This window comes from Acidovorax sp. (assembly GCF_022763525.1).
Lineage (GTDB): Bacteria > Pseudomonadota > Gammaproteobacteria > Burkholderiales > Burkholderiaceae_C > Acidovorax.
Genome location: NZ_JALEGG010000202.1, coordinates 1 through 16571 on the forward strand (window position 1 = coordinate 1; position 16571 = coordinate 16571).

A 16571-nucleotide genomic window follows, 5' to 3' on the forward strand; every position below is an offset into this window, starting at 1 on the left:
AACACATCAGCCGCCCCTGCCAACCCGGCACCGGCCATCACGCCGGCTGCAGCCCCGTCCGCCAGCGACTCGTCGGGCAGCAAGCTCACGGTGGGTCCCAATATCAAGCTCAAGGGCGTCGAGATCACCGATTGCGACACCCTGGTGGTGGAAGGCACCGTGGAGGCCACGATGGATTCGCGGGTCATCCAGATCTCGCACAACGGCGCGTTCAAGGGTTCCGCCGAAATCGACATCGCGGAGATCCACGGCGAGTTCGACGGCACGCTCACTGTGCGCCAGAAGCTCGTCATCTACAGCACCGGCAAGGTCAACGGCAAGATACGCTATGGCAAGCTGGTGGTGGAAGAGGGCGGGCAGCTCGCGGGCGAGATTGTCTCTGGCTTTTCCAACGGGGCTGCGGCGTCGTCGGGCGCTCAACCGCACCGCTCTGCATCGGCGCCGCTGCGTGCCGAGCCGACGGCCATGGCCGCATAAAGCCCCCGCCATCGGCATCCGACCGCCCCGCCAGCGCACGTGCCGGGGCGGTTTTTCAGATTCGCTCCTGGGCGGCTTTCAATAGTCCCTCAGAGCCTGGTGACGATCTCCCAGGGGGCGCGCAGCGGTCTCTGCGAAATGGTGTGCAAGGCGCGGTGCGCAGCCAAAAGCTCGGCATGGCCAATCGCCGCAATGCTGTAGACCGCCCGCACGGACCACCGCCCGAAGGGGTGGAGCGAAATTGGGTCATTGCACGCCCCGGCGCTTGCATGGGCATGAACGGGCCTCAGGCGGGCGTGCGTTTGGGCACCGGCCGGGGGCGCCCCTGCTCGTCGATGGCCACATAGGTCAGCCGCGCCTCGGTGACTTTCACATACTGGCCCTGGGCGGAAAATCGCTCTGCATAGACTTCTACTTCCACGGTGACCGAGGTGTTGCCCACCCGCGTGATGGCCGAAAAGAACGACAGGATGTCGCCCACGCGCACGGGCTGCTTGAAGACAAACTCGTTCACCGCCACCGTGGCCATGCGGCCCTGGATGTAGCGCGCCGGCAGCACCGATCCGGCGAGGTCGACCTGGGCCATCACCCATCCGCCAAAGATGTCGCCGTTGCCGTTGGTGTCGGCTGGCATGGGGATGACCTTGAGCACGAGCTCCTTGTCGGTGGGCAATGCGGCAGGTGGCGGGCTGAAAACGGCAGACATGGGCACAATCTCGGTTGGGGCTGATCCGGTCCATCGGGAACCATGAACCATGGGTTTCTGGTGGGCGTTCAGCCTGCCAGACCACCTGGGCGTCAGCCGGGTCGGTAAGAACAACAACCCGGAATTGTCCCCCATGCGCCACCACGGCGAAATTGCGCCCCCCTTGCCCGGCACCGCCGCGCCTGCCCGATCCGACTGGACCACCCTGCGCCGCCTGCTGCCCTACCTGTGGCAGTACAAATGGCGCGTGGTGGCGGCCATCGTGTTCATGGTGGGCGCCAAGCTGGCCAATGTGGGCGTGCCGCTGCTGCTCAAGACGCTGGTGGATGCGATGAACTTCAAGCCGGGCGACCCCGCCGCGCTCCTGGTGGTGCCGATGGGGCTGCTGCTGGCCTACGGCGCACTGCGCCTGTCCACGTCGGTTTTCACCGAATTGCGTGAACTGGTGTTTGCCAAGGCCACGCAAGGCGCCGCGCGCTCGATCGCGCTGCAGACATTCCAGCATCTGCATGCGCTGTCGCTGCGCTTTCACCTGGAGCGCCAGACTGGCGGAATGACGCGCGACATCGAACGGGGGGTGCGCGGCATCGAGTCGCTGATCTCGTTCTCGCTGTTCAACGTGTTCGCCACGCTCATCGAGGTGGTGCTGGTGCTCAGCGTGCTGGCCGTCAAGTTCGATGCCTGGTTCGCCTGGATCACGCTCACGGCGCTGGTGCTGTACATCGCCTACACCGTGCTGGTGACGGAGTGGCGCACCAAGTTCCGCCGCGAGGCCAACGAGTTCGATTCGGCCGCGCACACCAAGGCCGTGGATTCGCTGCTGAACTACGAGACGGTGAAGTATTTCAACAACGAAGCCTTCGAGGCCCGCCGCTACGACGAGAGCCTGGAGCGCCTGCGCCGCGCGCGCCTGAAGAGCCAGACCACGCTGTCGATGCTCAATACCGGCCAGCAGCTCATCATCGCCACCGGCCTCGTGGCCATGCTCTGGCGCGCTACGCAGGGCGTGGTCGACGGCCGCATGACGCTGGGCGACCTGGTCATGGTCAACGCCTTCATGATCCAGCTGTACATCCCGCTCAACTTCCTGGGCGTGATCTACCGCGAGATCAAGCAAAGCCTGACCGACCTGGACAAGATGTTCACGCTCATGGACAAGGAGCGCGAGGTGGCCGATGCGCCCGGCGCCCAGCCGCTGACAGGGCTGGACCAGCCCACCGTGCGCTTTGAGGATGTGCACTTTGCCTACGACGCTGCCAACGCCGCAGCGCGCCCCATCCTGCAGGGCGTGAGCTTCGAGATCCCGGCGGGCAAGACGGTGGCGGTGGTGGGGCCTTCGGGCTCTGGCAAGTCCACACTGGCGCGGCTGCTGTTTCGCTTCTACGACATCCAGCAGGGGCGCATCACCATTGCGGGGCAGGAGATCCGCAGCGTGACGCAGGCGAGCGTGCGCCAGGCGATCGGCATCGTTCCGCAGGACACGGTGTTGTTCAACGACACCGTGGCCTACAACATCGCCTACGGCCGCACGGGCGCGACGCAGGCCGAGGTGGAGGCCGCCGCCCGTGCCGCGCGCATCCATGACTTCATTGCCAGCACACCCCGGGGCTACGAAACCATGGTGGGCGAGCGCGGGCTCAAGCTCTCCGGCGGCGAAAAGCAGCGCGTGGCGATTGCCCGCACGCTGCTCAAGAATCCACCGATTCTGATCTTCGACGAGGCCACAAGCGCGCTGGACTCGGCCAACGAGCGCGCCATCCAGGCCGAGCTGCAAAGCGCCGCGCAGAACAAGACCACGCTGCTGATTGCCCACCGGCTGTCGACGGTGGTCCATGCGCACGAGATCCTCGTGATGGAGGCCGGCCGCATCATCGAACGCGGCACGCACACCCAGCTGCTGGCGCGCGGCGAGCGCTACGCCAGGATGTGGGCTATCCAGCAGAGTGACCCCGCGGCGTGAAGCGCTTCCCGACGCCCCCTTTTTTTCCCTTGACCCGATGACTTTTCATTCATGAAGCCTGTCCTGCTTGCCCTCATGTTCCTGTCCGAGGACCACCGCGCCCAGATGGCGCAGTCGTTCGAGGTGATCTATGCGCCGGACGCGGCGCAGGCCGCGGCTGCCATCGAAGAACATGGCCCGCGCATCAGCGTGGTGCTCACCATTGGCTCCACCGGCCTTTCCGCCGCGCAGATCGATGCCCTGTCGAACATCACCCTCATCTGCGCCCTGGGCGCGGGCTACGAGAACATCGCCGTGGCGCACGCCAAGGCGCGCGGCATCGTGGTCGCCAACGGCGCAGGCACCAACGACGACTGCGTGGCCGACCACGCCTTCGGCCTGCTGATCGCTACCGTGCGCGGCATTCCCAGGCTCGACACCCTCACGCGCCAGGGCGTGTGGCGCACGGCGCTGCCGCTTCCGCCCAACGTGTCGCACAAACGCCTGGGCATCGTCGGCCTGGGCACCATTGGCAAGAAGATCGCGCAGCGCGCGCTGGGTTTCGAGATGGAGGTGGGCTACCACAACCGCAGTGTGCGCAGCGATGTGGCGCACCGCTACTTTCCCGACGTGATGGCGCTGGCGGAGTGGGCCGACGTGCTGGTCATCGCCACGCCCGGCGGCGCGGGAACGCAGCATCTGGTGAACGCGCAGGTGCTGCAGGCCCTGGGGCCGAGCGGCTACGTGGTCAACATCGCACGGGGCAGCGTGATCGATACCGCGGCGCTGGCCCAGGCGCTGCGCGCCGGAACCATTGCGGGCGCGGGGCTGGACGTGTATGAGAGCGAGCCCGCGCCTCCCGCCGAACTGCTGGACCTCGGCAACGTGGTGCTCACGCCCCACGTGGCGGGCTGGTCGCCCGAAGCGGTGCAGGCATCGGTGGACCGGTTCCTGGAGAACGCGCGGCGCCATTTGGCGGGTGAAGCGCCGGTGTCGCCGGTCTGAGACTTGCGTCAAGTAACCCGTTGGCGCTCGAAGGACATGCGCCTGCGGCTATCAAATCAGGAGTTTTGATGACCACTGTCGATCTCGGTGCCCTGCAGGCCCGGCTGCGTGCCTTCGCGGCCGAGCGCCAGTGGCAGCCCTATCACACGCCCAAAAACCTGGCCATGGCGCTGATGGTGGAGGCTGCCGAGCTGGCAGAGATCTTTCAGTGGATGACGCCCGAGCAGTCGCTGGCGGCGCGCCACGATCCGGCGCTGAAGGAGCCCATTGCCGACGAAGTGGCCGATGTGTTGCTGTACCTGCTGCAGCTGGCAGACCACGCAGGTGTGGACTTGGCGCAGGCGGTGGAGAACAAGCTGCGCAAGAACGCGGCCAAGCACCCGGTATCGGATGGCGGTTTGAAGCAAAAATAGCTGCTGGCGCTTGATGGGCAAGCGCCGGCAGCTATTGTTTACATAGCGCCTTCGCGTGGCCGAGGGTGCGGAGGTGGCGGGCGCTGCTTATTTCTTGCGCGCCGCAATGGCCTTCTCGGCTGCAGTCACCAGGTCGGCGCCGATCTGGCTCTTCCACTTTTCGTACACGGGGCGCGTGGCCTTTACAAAGGCTTCGCGCTCGGTGGCGGACAGCTGGGTGATGGTCACGCCATTGGCGGCAATGTCCTTGAGCAGAGGCTTGTCGGCTTCGACCATGCCCTTGCGTGCGATGGCGATTTCTTCCTTGCCGGCGTCGATGGCGGCCTGCTTCACGATTTCGCGGTCGGCGGGCGTCCAGCTGTTCCAGATGTCCTTGTTCACCACGAACACCAGCGGATCGTTCACGTAGCCCCACATCGTGATGTGCTTCTGGGCCACGGTGTGCAGCTTGGCGGCCTGGTAGACGGCGATGGGGTTCTCCTGGCCGTCCACGGCGCCACTGGCGAACGCGGGCTGCGCGTCGGCCCAGCTCATCTGCGTGGGGTTGGCACCCAGCGCGGTGAAGGTGTCCAGGAACAGGGGCGAGCCCACGACACGGATCTTCAGGCCCTTGAGGTCGGCGGGCGACTTGATCGCGAGCTTGGAGTTGGAGATCTCGCGGTAGCCGTTTTCACCCCAGGCCAGCGGCACCACGCCCGCCTTGTCCAGCGTGGCGAAGATCTGCTTGCCCACGTCGCCCTGCGTCACGGCGTCCACGGCGGCGTAGTCGGGGAACAGGAAGGGCAGCGAGAACAAATTGAGCTGCTTGACCTGCGGCGACCAGTTGATGGTGGAGCCCACGGCCATGTCGATCACGCCCTGGCGCAGCGCGCTGAATTCGCGCGTCTGGTCGCCCTGGATCAGCGAGACGCCGGGGTACAGCTTGATGTTGATGCGGCCATTGGTCTTCTCGCGGACCTTGTTGGCCCACAGCTCGCCGCCCTTGCCCCATGGGAACGCGGGACCCAGCACGAGTGACATGCGGTACTCGCTCTTGTAGGCGGTCTGCGCGATGGCGGCCGGAGCGGCGAAGGCCAGGGCGGCCGCGGCTGCCAGGGTGGACGTGAGGAAGGTGCGCAGTTTCATGGTTCAGTCTCCTTGCTATAAAAAATCTAGCTACCAGCGCTTGTGGAATAAGCGCTAGATGGCATTTTCATTCGTACTTCAATACCCCAGCCGGGCTGGCAGCCACAGCGCCAGCTGCGGAAAGGCGATCACTGCCACCATCACGAGGAACATGGCCAGCAGCATCCAGCCCACCCAGCGCACGGTCGATTCCATGCGCACGCCGGCAATGCGGCATGACACCATCAGGTTCACGGCCAGCGGCGGGGTGAACTGGCCCAGGGCCACCTTCAGGGTCAGGATCACGCCGAACCACACCGGGTCCCACTGGTAGTGGTTCATGATGGGCAGCAGCAACGGCACGAAGATCAGGAAGATCGAGATGCCGTCGAGGAACATGCCCACGGTGATCAGCAGCACGATGAGCAGCGCCAGCACGCCGTACTCGCCCAGGCCCGAGTTCACGATGGCCTTGGCCACCGGGTCGATCACGCCCAGCGTGGACAGCGAATACGCAAAGATGCCCGCCAGCGAAACCACGATGAGGATCACGGCCGACAGCTCGCCCGATTCGCGCAGGATGGGGAACAGGTCGCGCACGGTGATCGTGCGGTGGATCACCATGCCCACGAACAGGCCGTAGAACACCGCCACCACGGCGGCCTCGGTGGGGGTGAACCATCCGGCGCGCATGCCGCCCAAAATCAGCACCGGCGCGGCCAGGCCCCAGGTGGCCTCGCGCAGGCTCTTCCAAAACGGGGGGCGGGGCATTTCGGCTTCGAGTGCACCCATCTTGTGCCTGCGGGCCATCCACACGGCCGGCACGATCAGCGCGATGCCCGCCAGCACGCCGGGCACCATGCCCGCCGCAAACAGCGCGGGCACCGAGGCGCCGGGCACCAGCACCGAATAGATGATGAACGCCACGGAGGGCGGGATGAGGATGTCGGTGGCCGCCGCAGCCCCCACCACGCTGGCCGAGAACGAGGGCGGGTAGCCCGCGCGCGACATGGCCGCGATCATCACGCCCCCCACGGCAGCGGCGTTGGCCGGCCCCGAGCCCGAGATGCCGCCGAGGAACATCGCCACGGCGATCGCCACCAGCGGCAGCATGCCCGGGCCGCGCCCGACTATTGAGACGGCAAAGTTGACCAGGCGCAGGGCGACGCCCGAGCGGTCGAAGATGGAGCCGACCAGCACGAACATCGGGATGGCCAGCAGTGGGTACTTGCCCAGGCCTGCGTAGAAGTTCTGCGGCACGGCCAACAGGCCGAACCACTGGCTGTCGGCATTGGCCAGGGCGATGGCGGCGGCGCCCGCCAGGCCCAGCGCAGCGCCGATGGGCACGCCCACGAACATCAGGCCCAAAAAGGCCACGAAGAGCAGCGTGGCGATCATGGCTGGGTGTCCCGGGCGGCGTCGTTGCCGGCATCGGCCGGGCTGCGGCTGCGCCGAATGAACAGGCCCACGGCACGTGCCGTGATGAGCGCCGAGATCACAGGCAGCCAGATCGAGTACCACCACTGCGGCACGCCGATGCCGGGGGAGGTCTCGCCAAAGCGGTAGTCGTCCCACACTACGCGCACGCTGAGCACGGCGATGAGCCCGAAGAGCACCGCCACCGTGGCCGCGCCCAGCATCGCCAGGCGCCTGCTGCGCAGGGCGGAGCCGCCCTCGGCAAAGTACTCGATGCGGATGTGCTGGTCGCGCGCCACGGCGGCCGAGCCTGCGACCAGGGCCAGAACGATCATCAAAAAGACCGAGATCTCTTCCGTCCAGGCGAAGGACGAGTTGGTGAAGTAGCGCACCAGCACGTTGGCAAAGGTGATGAGCGCCAGCAGCGCCATCACGATGACGGTAAGCCAGTCTTCGATGCGCAACGAGCGGGGTTCAGTGTCGGGGCTGTGGGCCGTGGAAGCTGCATCAGCCGTGGGCGCTGGGGAAGAAGGTGGAGACATGGAGCAGGGTGGAGGTGACAAACACGCAAATGCCGGCTGCCCTGCCCGGCGGTGTTGTGCACCGGGGGCCTGGGGCGTGCAACGCCCCGAGCGCAAAAAAAGCGCGGTTAGCGCTGCGTTCCATTATGCGTCGGCAAACCTGCGTGTTTACCCTTGACTCGGGATGCTGCAGGCCCTGCTTCTCTATGAAAACCCTCATGGCGTGGGGTCCCCGCACCCCGGATGGGCAGGGATAATGCAGCCATGGAAACCAAGTGGCTCGAAGATTTTGTCAGTCTTGCGGAAACGCGCAGCTTCAGCCGCTCTGCCCAGTTGCGGCATGTCACCCAGCCCGCCTTTTCGCGGCGCATCCAGGCCTTGGAGGCCTGGGCCGGCACCGATCTGGTGGACCGCACCTCCTACCCCACCCGGCTCACCCCCGCGGGCAAGACGCTGTACGACCAAGCCCTGGAAGTGCTGCAGTCCCTGCAGAACACGCGCGCCATGCTGCGGGCCCACACCAGTGCAGGCAAGGACATGATCGAGTTCGCGGTGCCGCACACGCTCGCGTTCACTTTCTTCCCGGCGTGGGTGTCCAGCCTGCACGACAAATTCGGCCCCTTCAAAAGCCGGCTGATCGCCCTCAATGTGCACGATGCCGTGATGCGCCTGGTGGAAGGCGGGTGCGACCTGCTGATCGCCTACCACCACCCCTCGCAGCCGTTCCAGCTGGATGCGGACCGCTACGAGATGGTGAGCCTGGGGCAGGAGGTCTTGTCGCCCTACAGCAAGGCAGATGCCGACGGCCAGCCCGTGCACCGATTGCCCGGCCGGGCCGGCCAGCCACTGCCGTACCTGGGCTATGCCCCCGGCGCGTATCTGGGCCGGGTGACGGAGCTGATCCTCAAGGAATCCGATACGCCCATTCACCTGGAGCGGGTCTACGAAACCGACATGGCCGAGGGCCTCAAGGCCATGGCCCTCGAAGGCCACGGCGTGGCCTTTTTGCCCCACAGCGCCGTCAAGAAGGAGCTGCGCTCGCGCCGCCTCGTCAGTGCGGCCCCCGCCGGCAGCGAAGCCATGCAGATGACCATGGATGTTCGTGCCTACCGGGAAAAGCCGGCGGGCAAAGAGGCGCCCAAAGGGATGGCCCAGGCCCTGTGGACCTACCTGCAGGCACAGGCAGGGTCATGCTAAGGGTAAATACGGATATAAACGATTTGCATAGTTGCGCGCCCAAACGGCATTGGAGTTTCCTCGTAACGACACGTACAGTTCGCGCCATCGTTGGTTTGGGATCCCGCAAAACGCGCCGCTCAACACCCCCGTGGTACGAAGATTGCTAATCCCGTCCATTCATTGACCGAGAAGCTTATGAGAGTTCAGCATTGGGGAATCGCCTGGGGGTTGGTGGCCAGCTGCATGGCGGCGTTTTCTGCGCAGGCCTCGGTGCTGGATCGCATCAGCGCGGGAGGCAAGCTGGTGATTGCCCACCGCGAGTCCTCTGTGCCGTTTTCGTATGTGGACAGCCAGTCCGGCAAGCCCGTGGGGTATGCGGTGGATTTGTGCCTGCGCCTGGCAGAGGCCGTGCGCAAGAAGACGGGCAAGAAGGACATGGAAGTCGATTTCTTGCAGGTGACCCCGGCGAACCGCATCACCATGATCGAGCAGGGCAAGGCCGACATGGAATGTGGCTCCACCACCAACAATGCCGAGCGTCGCCAGAAGGTGGCCTTCACGATTCCGCATTTCATCACCGGGGCGCGGCTGCTGGTGAAGTCCTCCAGTCCTGTGGATCGCGTGGAAGACCTGGGCGGCAAGAAACTGGTGTCCACCAAGGGCACCACCCCTCTCAAGGCTGCGGACCAGCTCAATCGCGAGCGTGTCATGGGCATCACGATCCTGGAAGCCCCCGACCACGCCAAGGGGGTGGAGATGGTGGAAAAGGGTGAAGCCGATGCGTTCGTGATGGACGATGTGCTTCTGTATGGCCTTGCTGCCGGACGCCCAGACCCCAAGGCGCTGAAGGTGGTGGGTCGATTCATGACCACTGAGCCGCTGGCGATCATGCTTCCCAAGGACGATCCGGAGTTCAAGAAGCTGATCGACGAGGAAATGCGCCGCATCATCACCAGCCGCGAGATCTACCCGATTTACGACAAGTGGTTTAACAAACCCATTCCTCCCAACAACACGGTGCTGAACCTGCCGGTGAGCTACCTGTTGCGCGACTTCTGGAAATACCCTACCGACCAGGTTCCGTTCTGATTACTATCCTGGTCGAAGATCCCCTTTTGAAGAGTGCGGCCTGCCGGTACCCCGGCGTGGGCGAACCTTTGAAAATCCCCCTTCTTTTCGCTTCATACACAAGGAGATACCAATGAAGAAGCATTTGCTCGCGGTTGCCGTAACCGCCCTGGCGGCCGGTAGCGCTTTCGCACAAGCCACCGACACGTTGGCCAAAATCAAGGCCTCGGGCAGCGTGACGCTCGGCGTCCGTGAGTCTTCGGGTCTTTCCTACACCCTGGGCAATGGCAAGTACGTGGGTTTTCACACTGAAATGGGTGAAATTGTCCTGGCTGACATCCAGAAGCAACTGGGCCTGCCCAAGCTGGAAGTCAAGTACCAGCCCGTGACCTCGCAAAACCGTATTCCCCTGGTGACCAACGGTACGGTGGACCTGGAGTGCGGCTCCACCACCAACAACGCCGCCCGCCAAAAGGACGTGGCGTTCGCCGTGACCACCTACGTGGAAGAAGTGCGCATCGCCACCAAGGCCAACTCGGGCATCGCCTCCATCAAGGACCTGAACGGCAAGACCGTGGCCACCACGACCGGCACCACTTCGGTGCAAACCCTGCGCAAGCACGAACGCGCTGGCGGCATCGACTTCAAGGAAGTGTTCGGCAAGGACCACGCCGACAGCTTCCTGATGGTGGAAACCGGCCGTGCCGACGCCTTCGTGATGGACGGCTCCATCCTGGCGGCCAACATCTCCAAGTCCAAGAACCCTGCCGACTACAAGATCGTCGGCGAAGTGCTGAACGTGGAGCCCATCGCCTGCATGCTGCGCAAGGACGACCCCGCCTTCAAGAAGGCCGTGGACGATTCCATCAAGCGCCAGATCAAGGACGGCTCGCTGGCCAAGCTGTATGACAAGTGGTTCATGCAACCCGTGCCGCCGACCAACACCAAGATCGGCCTGCCCCTGTCTGAAGCCACCAAGGAAGCCTGGGCCAACCCCAACGACAAGCCCATGGAAGACTACGCGAAGAAGTAACGGATTGAACGCTTGTGCCCCTTCGGCCAGCCGGTTTGAAGGGGCTTTTTTGTTGGGCTCGCAAAGGGTTGCGCCCAACGCAATACCAAGGATTGAAGGGGTGCTCCTATGAGTTGGGATTGGCAGGTGTTCTGCCAGGACACCATGGACAGGGAAGTCGTGCAGAGCTGCTTTGGCAAGGGCGGCGACATTACCTATCTGGACTGGATGCTGTCGGCGTGGGGCTGGACGGTGTCTGTTTCGCTGCTGGCCCTGGTGCTGGCGCTTGTACTGGGCTCCGTGATCGGGACGCTGCGCACTTTGCAGGACCGGCCGATGATCGTGCGCCTGGGCAATGCCTGGGTGGAGCTGTTCCGCAATATTCCGCTGCTGGTACAGATTTTCCTGTGGTACCACGTGCTGCCCAGCATTTTCCCCGTCTTGCAGGGCGTTCCCGGGTTTGCGCTGGTGGTGCTGGCGCTGGGTTTCTTCACTTCGGCACGGATTGCCGAGCAGGTACGTTCGGGCATTCAGGCGCTGCCGCGCGGCCAACGCTATGCGGGCCTGGCCATGGGTTTCACCACTTTCCAGACCTACCGCTATGTGCTGCTGCCCATGGCGTTTCGCATCATCATCCCGCCGTTGACCAGCGAGACGATGAACATCTTCAAGAACTCTTCCGTGGCGTTTGCCGTGTCGGTGGCAGAACTCACGATGTTCGCCATGCAGGCGCAGGAAGAAACCTCGCGCGGAATCGAGGTGTACCTGGCGGTGACCACGCTCTACATCATCTCGGCTTTCGCGATCAACCGCATCATGGCCTTCATCGAGAAGCGTGCCCGGATTCCCGGAATGGTCGTCGCCAGCGGCGCGGGTGGGGGGCACTGAAATGAAGCTTGATTTTTCGTTCTACAACTGGGATCTGATCTCCAACTTCGTGCTCAAGGGGCTGTATTTCAGCCTGACGCTCACGGTGATCGCCACCATTGGTGGCGTGCTCTTCGGCACGGTGCTGGCCCTGATGCGCCTCTCGGGCCGCAAGTGGCTGGATGTGCCCGCCACGATCTACGTCAACGGCATGCGCTCCATCCCGCTGGTGATGGTGATCCTGTGGTTCTTCCTGCTGGTGCCCGCCATCATCGGCCGCCCCATTGGCGCCGAGGTGTCGGCCATCATCACCTTCATCGCGTTCGAGGCCGCTTACTTCAGCGAAATCATGCGTGCGGGCATCCAGTCCATTCCGCGGGGCCAGGTGTATGCCGGGCAGGCGCTGGGTATGACCTATGGCCAGAACATGAAGCTGGTGATCCTGCCCCAGGCGTTCCGCAACATGCTGCCGGTGCTCCTAACGCAGACCATCATCCTGTTCCAGGATACGTCGCTGGTGTATGCCATCGGTGCCTACGACATGCTCAAGGGCTTTGAAGTGGCGGGCAAGAACTTCGGCCGCCCCATCGAGGCCTACCTGGCTGCCGCCGTCCTGTACTTCGTGATGTGCTATGCGCTGTCCTGGATGGTCAAGCGTCTGCACCAGAAGATCGCCATTATTCGATGACACCCCCTGAGGCGCTGCGCGCCTTCCCCCTCAAAGGGGACGACGCCGGTGGCCTGGCAAAGCCAGTTCCACGGCGTCCGCTGGCTCAGGCCGTGCGAGTTTGACGGCCGCGCCCTGGAAAAGTGACACGAAAGAAGAGATTGGAGAAAGAGAAATGATCGAACTCAAGAACGTATCCAAGTGGTATGGCCCTGTGCAGGTGCTCAACGAGTGCTCGGCCACTATCAACAAGGGTGAAGTGGTGGTGGTTTGCGGCCCCTCGGGCTCGGGCAAGTCCACGCTGATCAAGACCATCAACGCGCTGGAGCCCTTCCAGAAAGGCGAGATCACGGTGGACGGCGTGAAGCTGCACGACCCGAGCACCAATCTGCCCAAGCTGCGCAGCCGCGTGGGCATGGTGTTCCAGCATTTCGAGCTGTTCCCGCACCTGTCGGTGACGGACAACCTGACGATCGCGCAGATCAAGGTGCTGGGCCGCAATGCGGACGACGCCAAGAAGCGCGGCCTCAAGATGCTGGAGCGCGTGGGACTGATCGCCCACAAGGACAAGTTCCCCGGCCAGCTCTCGGGCGGCCAGCAGCAGCGCGTGGCCATTGCGCGCGCGCTGTCCATGGACCCCATCGTGATGCTGTTCGACGAGCCCACGTCGGCGCTCGACCCCGAAATGGTGGGCGAAGTGCTGGATGTGATGGTGGGCCTGGCCAACGAAGGCATGACCATGATGTGCGTGACCCACGAGATGGGCTTTGCCCGCAAGGTGAGCAACCGCGTGATCTTCATGGACGTGGGCGGCAAGATCCTGGAAGACTGCTCCAAGGAGGAATTCTTCAACAACCCGGACGCCCGCCAGCCCCGCACCAAGGACTTCCTCAACAAGATCCTGCAGCACTGATCGCCCCCCGAGTCGCCTGCGGCGCCGTCCCCCAGAGGGCGCTGCCGGGGCGGCCCTTTCCCGGCGGCTGCGTGCGCGGGCCGCGCCAGTTGCATGGGCGGGGACGGTTCATCAACGCAAAGCAAGACAAAAGCGCTCCTCGGAGCGCTTTTTTCATGGGGTCCCAACCCAGCGTGTTTGCCGCGTGGGGCTGCGTCCATCCGCGTGCAACCGTTCCCGCTGGCCCGTCGAAGCGTCGGACACCGCTGCGACAAATCTCCCTGGAGGCCGCCGACGCAGGGGCAGGCCCGATCATTCTGATGTCGCCGGCTCAACCACGCTTGTCGGTGCGGCGCGACCTCCCTTTGCGTTGCGCTGCGGGCGTTGTGCCGTCCAGGATGAGCTGCGACTCGAAATGCTCCCACAGGCCATCGCGCCGCTTCAGAGCTTCGGAGACGGCCTCGTGGCGCAGCTGGGCCACGGCCGAGACGAGAGCGTTGCACAGGAAAAAAGCGGCGGTGTAGGAGTCGAACGGCGATGCGTTGGAGGTGCGCACCTGCACCCTCTGGTGGGCCAGGGCGGCCAGTGGGGCGGCGGGGCTGTCGGTGATGGCCAGCACCTGCGCACCTGCGTCGCGAAAGCGCTGAGCGACTTTCACTGGGCCGCTGGCATAGCGGCGGATGCTGAAGGCCAGCAATGTGTCTTCGGGTTGCACCCACAGCAACTGGTCGGTGGCGGCCACGGAGCCCGCGCCCAGTTCGTGCACGCCGGGGCGGCACATGTTCAGGTGCAGCGCCAGCCAGGCGGCTACCGGGGCGCTGTTGATCTGGGCCAGCACGAACACCCGACCCGGGCCCTCGGCGATGCGCGTGGCCATGGCCTCGAAGGCCGGCATGTCCAGCCCGTCGCGCGTGGCGGTGATGTTGTGCTGGTCGTGCAGCAGCGTGTCGTCCACGCATTGCTGCAGGCTGCGCTGGGTGCCGATGGTGACGCTGGCGCGCTGCCCGGCCGTCTGCAACATGGCCGTCACCTCGGCGCGTGCCTCGCGCTGAGCCTCTGCATAGCTGGCATAGCCCAGCTTCGCGAACAACCGCACCACGGTGGACGCGCTGGTGCCAATGCGGGCCGCCAGCGCGGTGGCCGACTCCAGCAGCGCGCGCGGGTAGTCCCGGCCCAGCGCGTCCGCCAGGGCGCGTTCGCTGGCCGTGAGGGCGGCCCCGTGCTGGGCCAGCCGGTCGGGTAGCAGTGGGGATAGTGTTTGCAATGATGATTGCATAAATCAGTCTTATATGAAAAATGTATTGCAAAACGAGGCACGACGTGCAACACTTTCCGCCATAGCGTCCCTTTGTCGCGGGCGCCAAGACTCGAGCCAATGCAGCATACCGTGGAAGAAGCAGTACACCCTCAGGCGCGCGAGCGCATCCTGGCCTGGTTGGCCGGCCAAGCCGGTGCCATGCAAGAACTATTGCAGACTGTGGTCAACATTGACAGCGGCAGCCGCAACGAAGCCGGCGTAACGGCCGTGGCCGAGGCGTTGCGCGCGCGGCTGCACGCGGCGGGCATCGCCGTGCAGTTCGAGCCCGTGCCCGGCTACGGCGTGCTGCTGCATGCCCAGGTGCCGGGTGCCGAGCAGGGCCCGCCCATCGTGCTCATGGGCCACATGGACACCGTGTACCCCGCAGGCACCGTGGCGCGGCGCCCCTTCCGCGTGGAAGAGGGGCGCGCCTACGGCCCCGGCGTGGCCGACATGAAATCCGGCCTGGTGCTGAACGTGTTCGTGGCCGAAGCGTTTGCCCGCTGCGGCGGGCTCACGGGGCCACTGCACCTGTTCTTCTCGTGCGACGAGGAGATCGGCTCGCCCGCCACGCGCGAGCGCATCATGGCCCACGTGCGCGGTGCCAAGGCGGTGTTCAACGCCGAGCCCGGCCGTGTCAGCGGTAACCTGGTGACCAGCCGAAAGGGCTCCATGGTGGTGGCGTTCGAGGTGGAGGGCGTGGCCGCCCATGCCGGCATCAACCACGCGGCGGGCGCCAGTGCCATCGAGGCGCTGGCCCGCAAGACGCTGGCGCTGCATGCGCTGACCGAACCGGCCACTGGCGTCACGGTGAATGTGGGCGTGGTCCAGGGCGGCATCGTGCCCAACATGGTGGCGCCCCATGCCAAGGCCGAGGTGGATCTGCGCTTCACCGCCGACACCGATCCGGAGCAATTGCTCGCCCGGGTGCGCGCCATCGTCGAGGAAGAATCCGTGCCGCGCACAAAGGGCCGCATCACCGAGGCGCGGCGCACGCTGCCCATGAAGCCCACCCCCGACGAACTGCTGGCGCTGTACCAGCGCGGCGCGCGCTCGCTGGGCTTTGAGGTGCAGGGCGAGTTCACCGGCGGCGCGGCCGACAGCGGCCTCACGGCTTCGGTGGGCGTGCCCACCCTGTGCGGCACCGGCCCCGTGGGCGGCCACGCGCACACCGAGCGCGAGTACTGCGAGCTGTCCACCTTCGTGCCCCGCGCCCAGGCCGTGGCGCTGGCCGTGCTGGACCACCCCTGACCCGTTCCGAATCCGTTTCCGTTTTTATTGAAGAGAAGGCTCCACCATGCGATCCACACCCTCCCCACGCCGCCACTTGCTGTCCGCCGGTCTGGCGCTGGGCCTGGCCGCCTTGACTGCGCCGCAAGGGGCGCTGGCCGCCGATGAGAAATACCCCTCGCGCCCCATCACGCTCGTGGTGCCGTTCCCGCCCGGCGGGTCGGTGGACATCATGGCGCGCCAGTACTCGGAGCCGCTGTCCAAGGTTCTGGGTGTGCCCATCGTGGTGGAAAACCGCGCTGGCGCAGGCGGCTCTGTGGGTGCGCAGTATGTGGCCCGCGCCAAGGCCGATGGCTACACGCTGGTCGTGTCGTCGCAAAGCAGCCACCTGGCCAACCCGCTGACGCAGCCTAAGGTTGGCTACGACCCGGTCAAGGATTTCGAGAACATCGCCATCCTGGGCCGCCAGCCCAACGCGCTGGTGGTGCATTCCAGCCTGCCGTTCAAGACCTTTGCCGAGTTTGTGGACTATGCCAAGAAGAATCCCGGCAAGCTCAACTACGGCAGCGGCGGCGTGGGCAGCATGGGCCAGCTGAACGTGGAGATGTTCAAGGCCGCCACCGGCGCCTTCACCACGCACATCCCCTACCGCGGGGGCACGCCGCGGATCACCGCCGTGCTGGGCAACGAGGTGCAGTTCATCCAGGACAACCTGGTCAACAAGCAGACCCACATCCAGGCCCGCAAGGTGCGCGCGTTGGCCGTGACCGCCGACCAC

At 65.0% G+C, this 16571-nt stretch carries 17 protein-coding genes; 12 read left to right on the plus strand and 5 right to left on the minus strand.

Annotation, left to right across the window (positions count from 1 at the left end):
• On the plus strand, window positions 1-477 hold a 477-nt coding region (locus MRY84_RS15810), incomplete at its 5' end, for a polymer-forming cytoskeletal protein (protein ID WP_291506665.1).
• A 286-nt stretch (window positions 478-763) separates the two neighbouring features.
• On the opposite strand, the gene MRY84_RS15815 is transcribed toward MRY84_RS15810, so the two are convergent.
• Window positions 764-1183 (minus strand): acyl-CoA thioesterase, encoded by a 420-nt coding sequence (locus tag MRY84_RS15815; protein WP_142148542.1) that lies wholly within the window; start codon window positions 1181-1183, stop codon window positions 764-766.
• A gap of 133 nt (window positions 1184-1316) precedes the next feature.
• On the opposite strand from MRY84_RS15815, the gene MRY84_RS15820 reads away from it, so the two are divergent.
• The 3 genes from MRY84_RS15820 (at window position 1317) to MRY84_RS15830 (ending at window position 4540) form a co-directional block, all read left to right on the plus strand.
• Window positions 1317-3143, plus strand: coding sequence for an ABC transporter ATP-binding protein/permease (locus MRY84_RS15820; RefSeq protein ID WP_291506678.1), 1827 nt, complete (start codon window positions 1317-1319; stop codon window positions 3141-3143).
• A gap of 51 nt (window positions 3144-3194) precedes the next feature.
• On the plus strand, window positions 3195-4127 hold the full coding sequence (locus MRY84_RS15825; protein ID WP_291506666.1) for a 2-hydroxyacid dehydrogenase: 933 nt from the start codon (window positions 3195-3197) through the stop codon (window positions 4125-4127).
• A gap of 68 nt (window positions 4128-4195) precedes the next feature.
• On the plus strand, window positions 4196-4540 hold the full coding sequence (locus MRY84_RS15830) for a nucleotide pyrophosphohydrolase (protein WP_291506667.1): 345 nt from the start codon (window positions 4196-4198) through the stop codon (window positions 4538-4540).
• An 87-nt stretch (window positions 4541-4627) separates the two neighbouring features.
• On the opposite strand, the gene MRY84_RS15835 is transcribed toward MRY84_RS15830, so the two are convergent.
• From MRY84_RS15835 to MRY84_RS15845, 3 genes are all read right to left on the minus strand, one after another.
• Complete coding sequence (locus MRY84_RS15835) at window positions 4628-5665, minus strand: DctP family TRAP transporter solute-binding subunit (RefSeq protein ID WP_142148534.1); 1038 nt, start codon at window positions 5663-5665, stop codon at window positions 4628-4630.
• A gap of 78 nt (window positions 5666-5743) precedes the next feature.
• On the minus strand, window positions 5744-7042 hold the full coding sequence (locus MRY84_RS15840; RefSeq protein WP_291506668.1) for a TRAP transporter large permease: 1299 nt from the start codon (window positions 7040-7042) through the stop codon (window positions 5744-5746).
• The gene (locus MRY84_RS15845) at window positions 7039-7602 is read right to left on the minus strand and encodes a TRAP transporter small permease (RefSeq protein ID WP_291506669.1); all 564 of its coding nucleotides are present in this window, start codon (window positions 7600-7602) and stop codon (window positions 7039-7041) included. The genes MRY84_RS15840 and MRY84_RS15845 overlap by 4 nt, the downstream gene beginning before the upstream one ends.
• 243 nt (window positions 7603-7845) lie before the next feature.
• On the opposite strand from MRY84_RS15845, the gene MRY84_RS15850 reads away from it, so the two are divergent.
• The 6 genes from MRY84_RS15850 to MRY84_RS15875 all read left to right on the plus strand — a co-directional run bounded on the left by MRY84_RS15850 (window position 7846) and on the right by MRY84_RS15875 (window position 13287).
• A complete protein-coding gene (locus tag MRY84_RS15850; RefSeq protein WP_291506670.1) occupies window positions 7846-8778 on the plus strand; it encodes a LysR family transcriptional regulator in 933 nt (310 codons plus the stop codon).
• A 177-nt stretch (window positions 8779-8955) separates the two neighbouring features.
• Window positions 8956-9849 carry an amino acid ABC transporter substrate-binding protein gene (locus MRY84_RS15855; protein WP_291506671.1) on the plus strand — a complete coding sequence of 298 codons (894 nt, stop codon included), beginning with the start codon at window positions 8956-8958 and terminating at the stop codon, window positions 9847-9849.
• Between the two features lie 112 nt (window positions 9850-9961).
• Window positions 9962-10861, plus strand: coding sequence for an amino acid ABC transporter substrate-binding protein (locus MRY84_RS15860; RefSeq protein WP_291506672.1), 900 nt, complete (start codon window positions 9962-9964; stop codon window positions 10859-10861).
• Between the two features lie 108 nt (window positions 10862-10969).
• Window positions 10970-11728, plus strand: a complete 759-nt coding sequence (locus tag MRY84_RS15865) for an amino acid ABC transporter permease (RefSeq protein WP_291506673.1) — start codon at window positions 10970-10972, stop codon at window positions 11726-11728.
• Between the two features lies 1 nt (window position 11729).
• Window positions 11730-12395, plus strand: a complete 666-nt coding sequence (locus MRY84_RS15870; protein ID WP_142148520.1) for an amino acid ABC transporter permease — start codon at window positions 11730-11732, stop codon at window positions 12393-12395.
• 154 nt (window positions 12396-12549) lie between these two features.
• Window positions 12550-13287, plus strand: coding sequence for an amino acid ABC transporter ATP-binding protein (locus MRY84_RS15875; RefSeq protein WP_291506674.1), 738 nt, complete (start codon window positions 12550-12552; stop codon window positions 13285-13287).
• Window positions 13288-13597: 310 nt separating this feature from the next.
• Here the strand turns inward: MRY84_RS15875 and MRY84_RS15880 are convergent, their stop codons facing one another.
• On the minus strand, window positions 13598-14542 hold the full coding sequence (locus tag MRY84_RS15880; protein WP_291506675.1) for a MurR/RpiR family transcriptional regulator: 945 nt from the start codon (window positions 14540-14542) through the stop codon (window positions 13598-13600).
• Between the two features lie 99 nt (window positions 14543-14641).
• On the opposite strand from MRY84_RS15880, the gene MRY84_RS15885 reads away from it, so the two are divergent.
• Window positions 14642-15814: a M20 family metallopeptidase gene (locus tag MRY84_RS15885; RefSeq protein ID WP_291506676.1), complete on the plus strand. Its 1173-nt coding sequence runs from the start codon at window positions 14642-14644 to the stop codon at window positions 15812-15814.
• A 46-nt stretch (window positions 15815-15860) separates the two neighbouring features.
• A partial coding sequence (locus tag MRY84_RS15890; RefSeq protein WP_291506677.1) for a tripartite tricarboxylate transporter substrate-binding protein occupies window positions 15861-16571 on the plus strand: 711 nt, incomplete at its 3' end.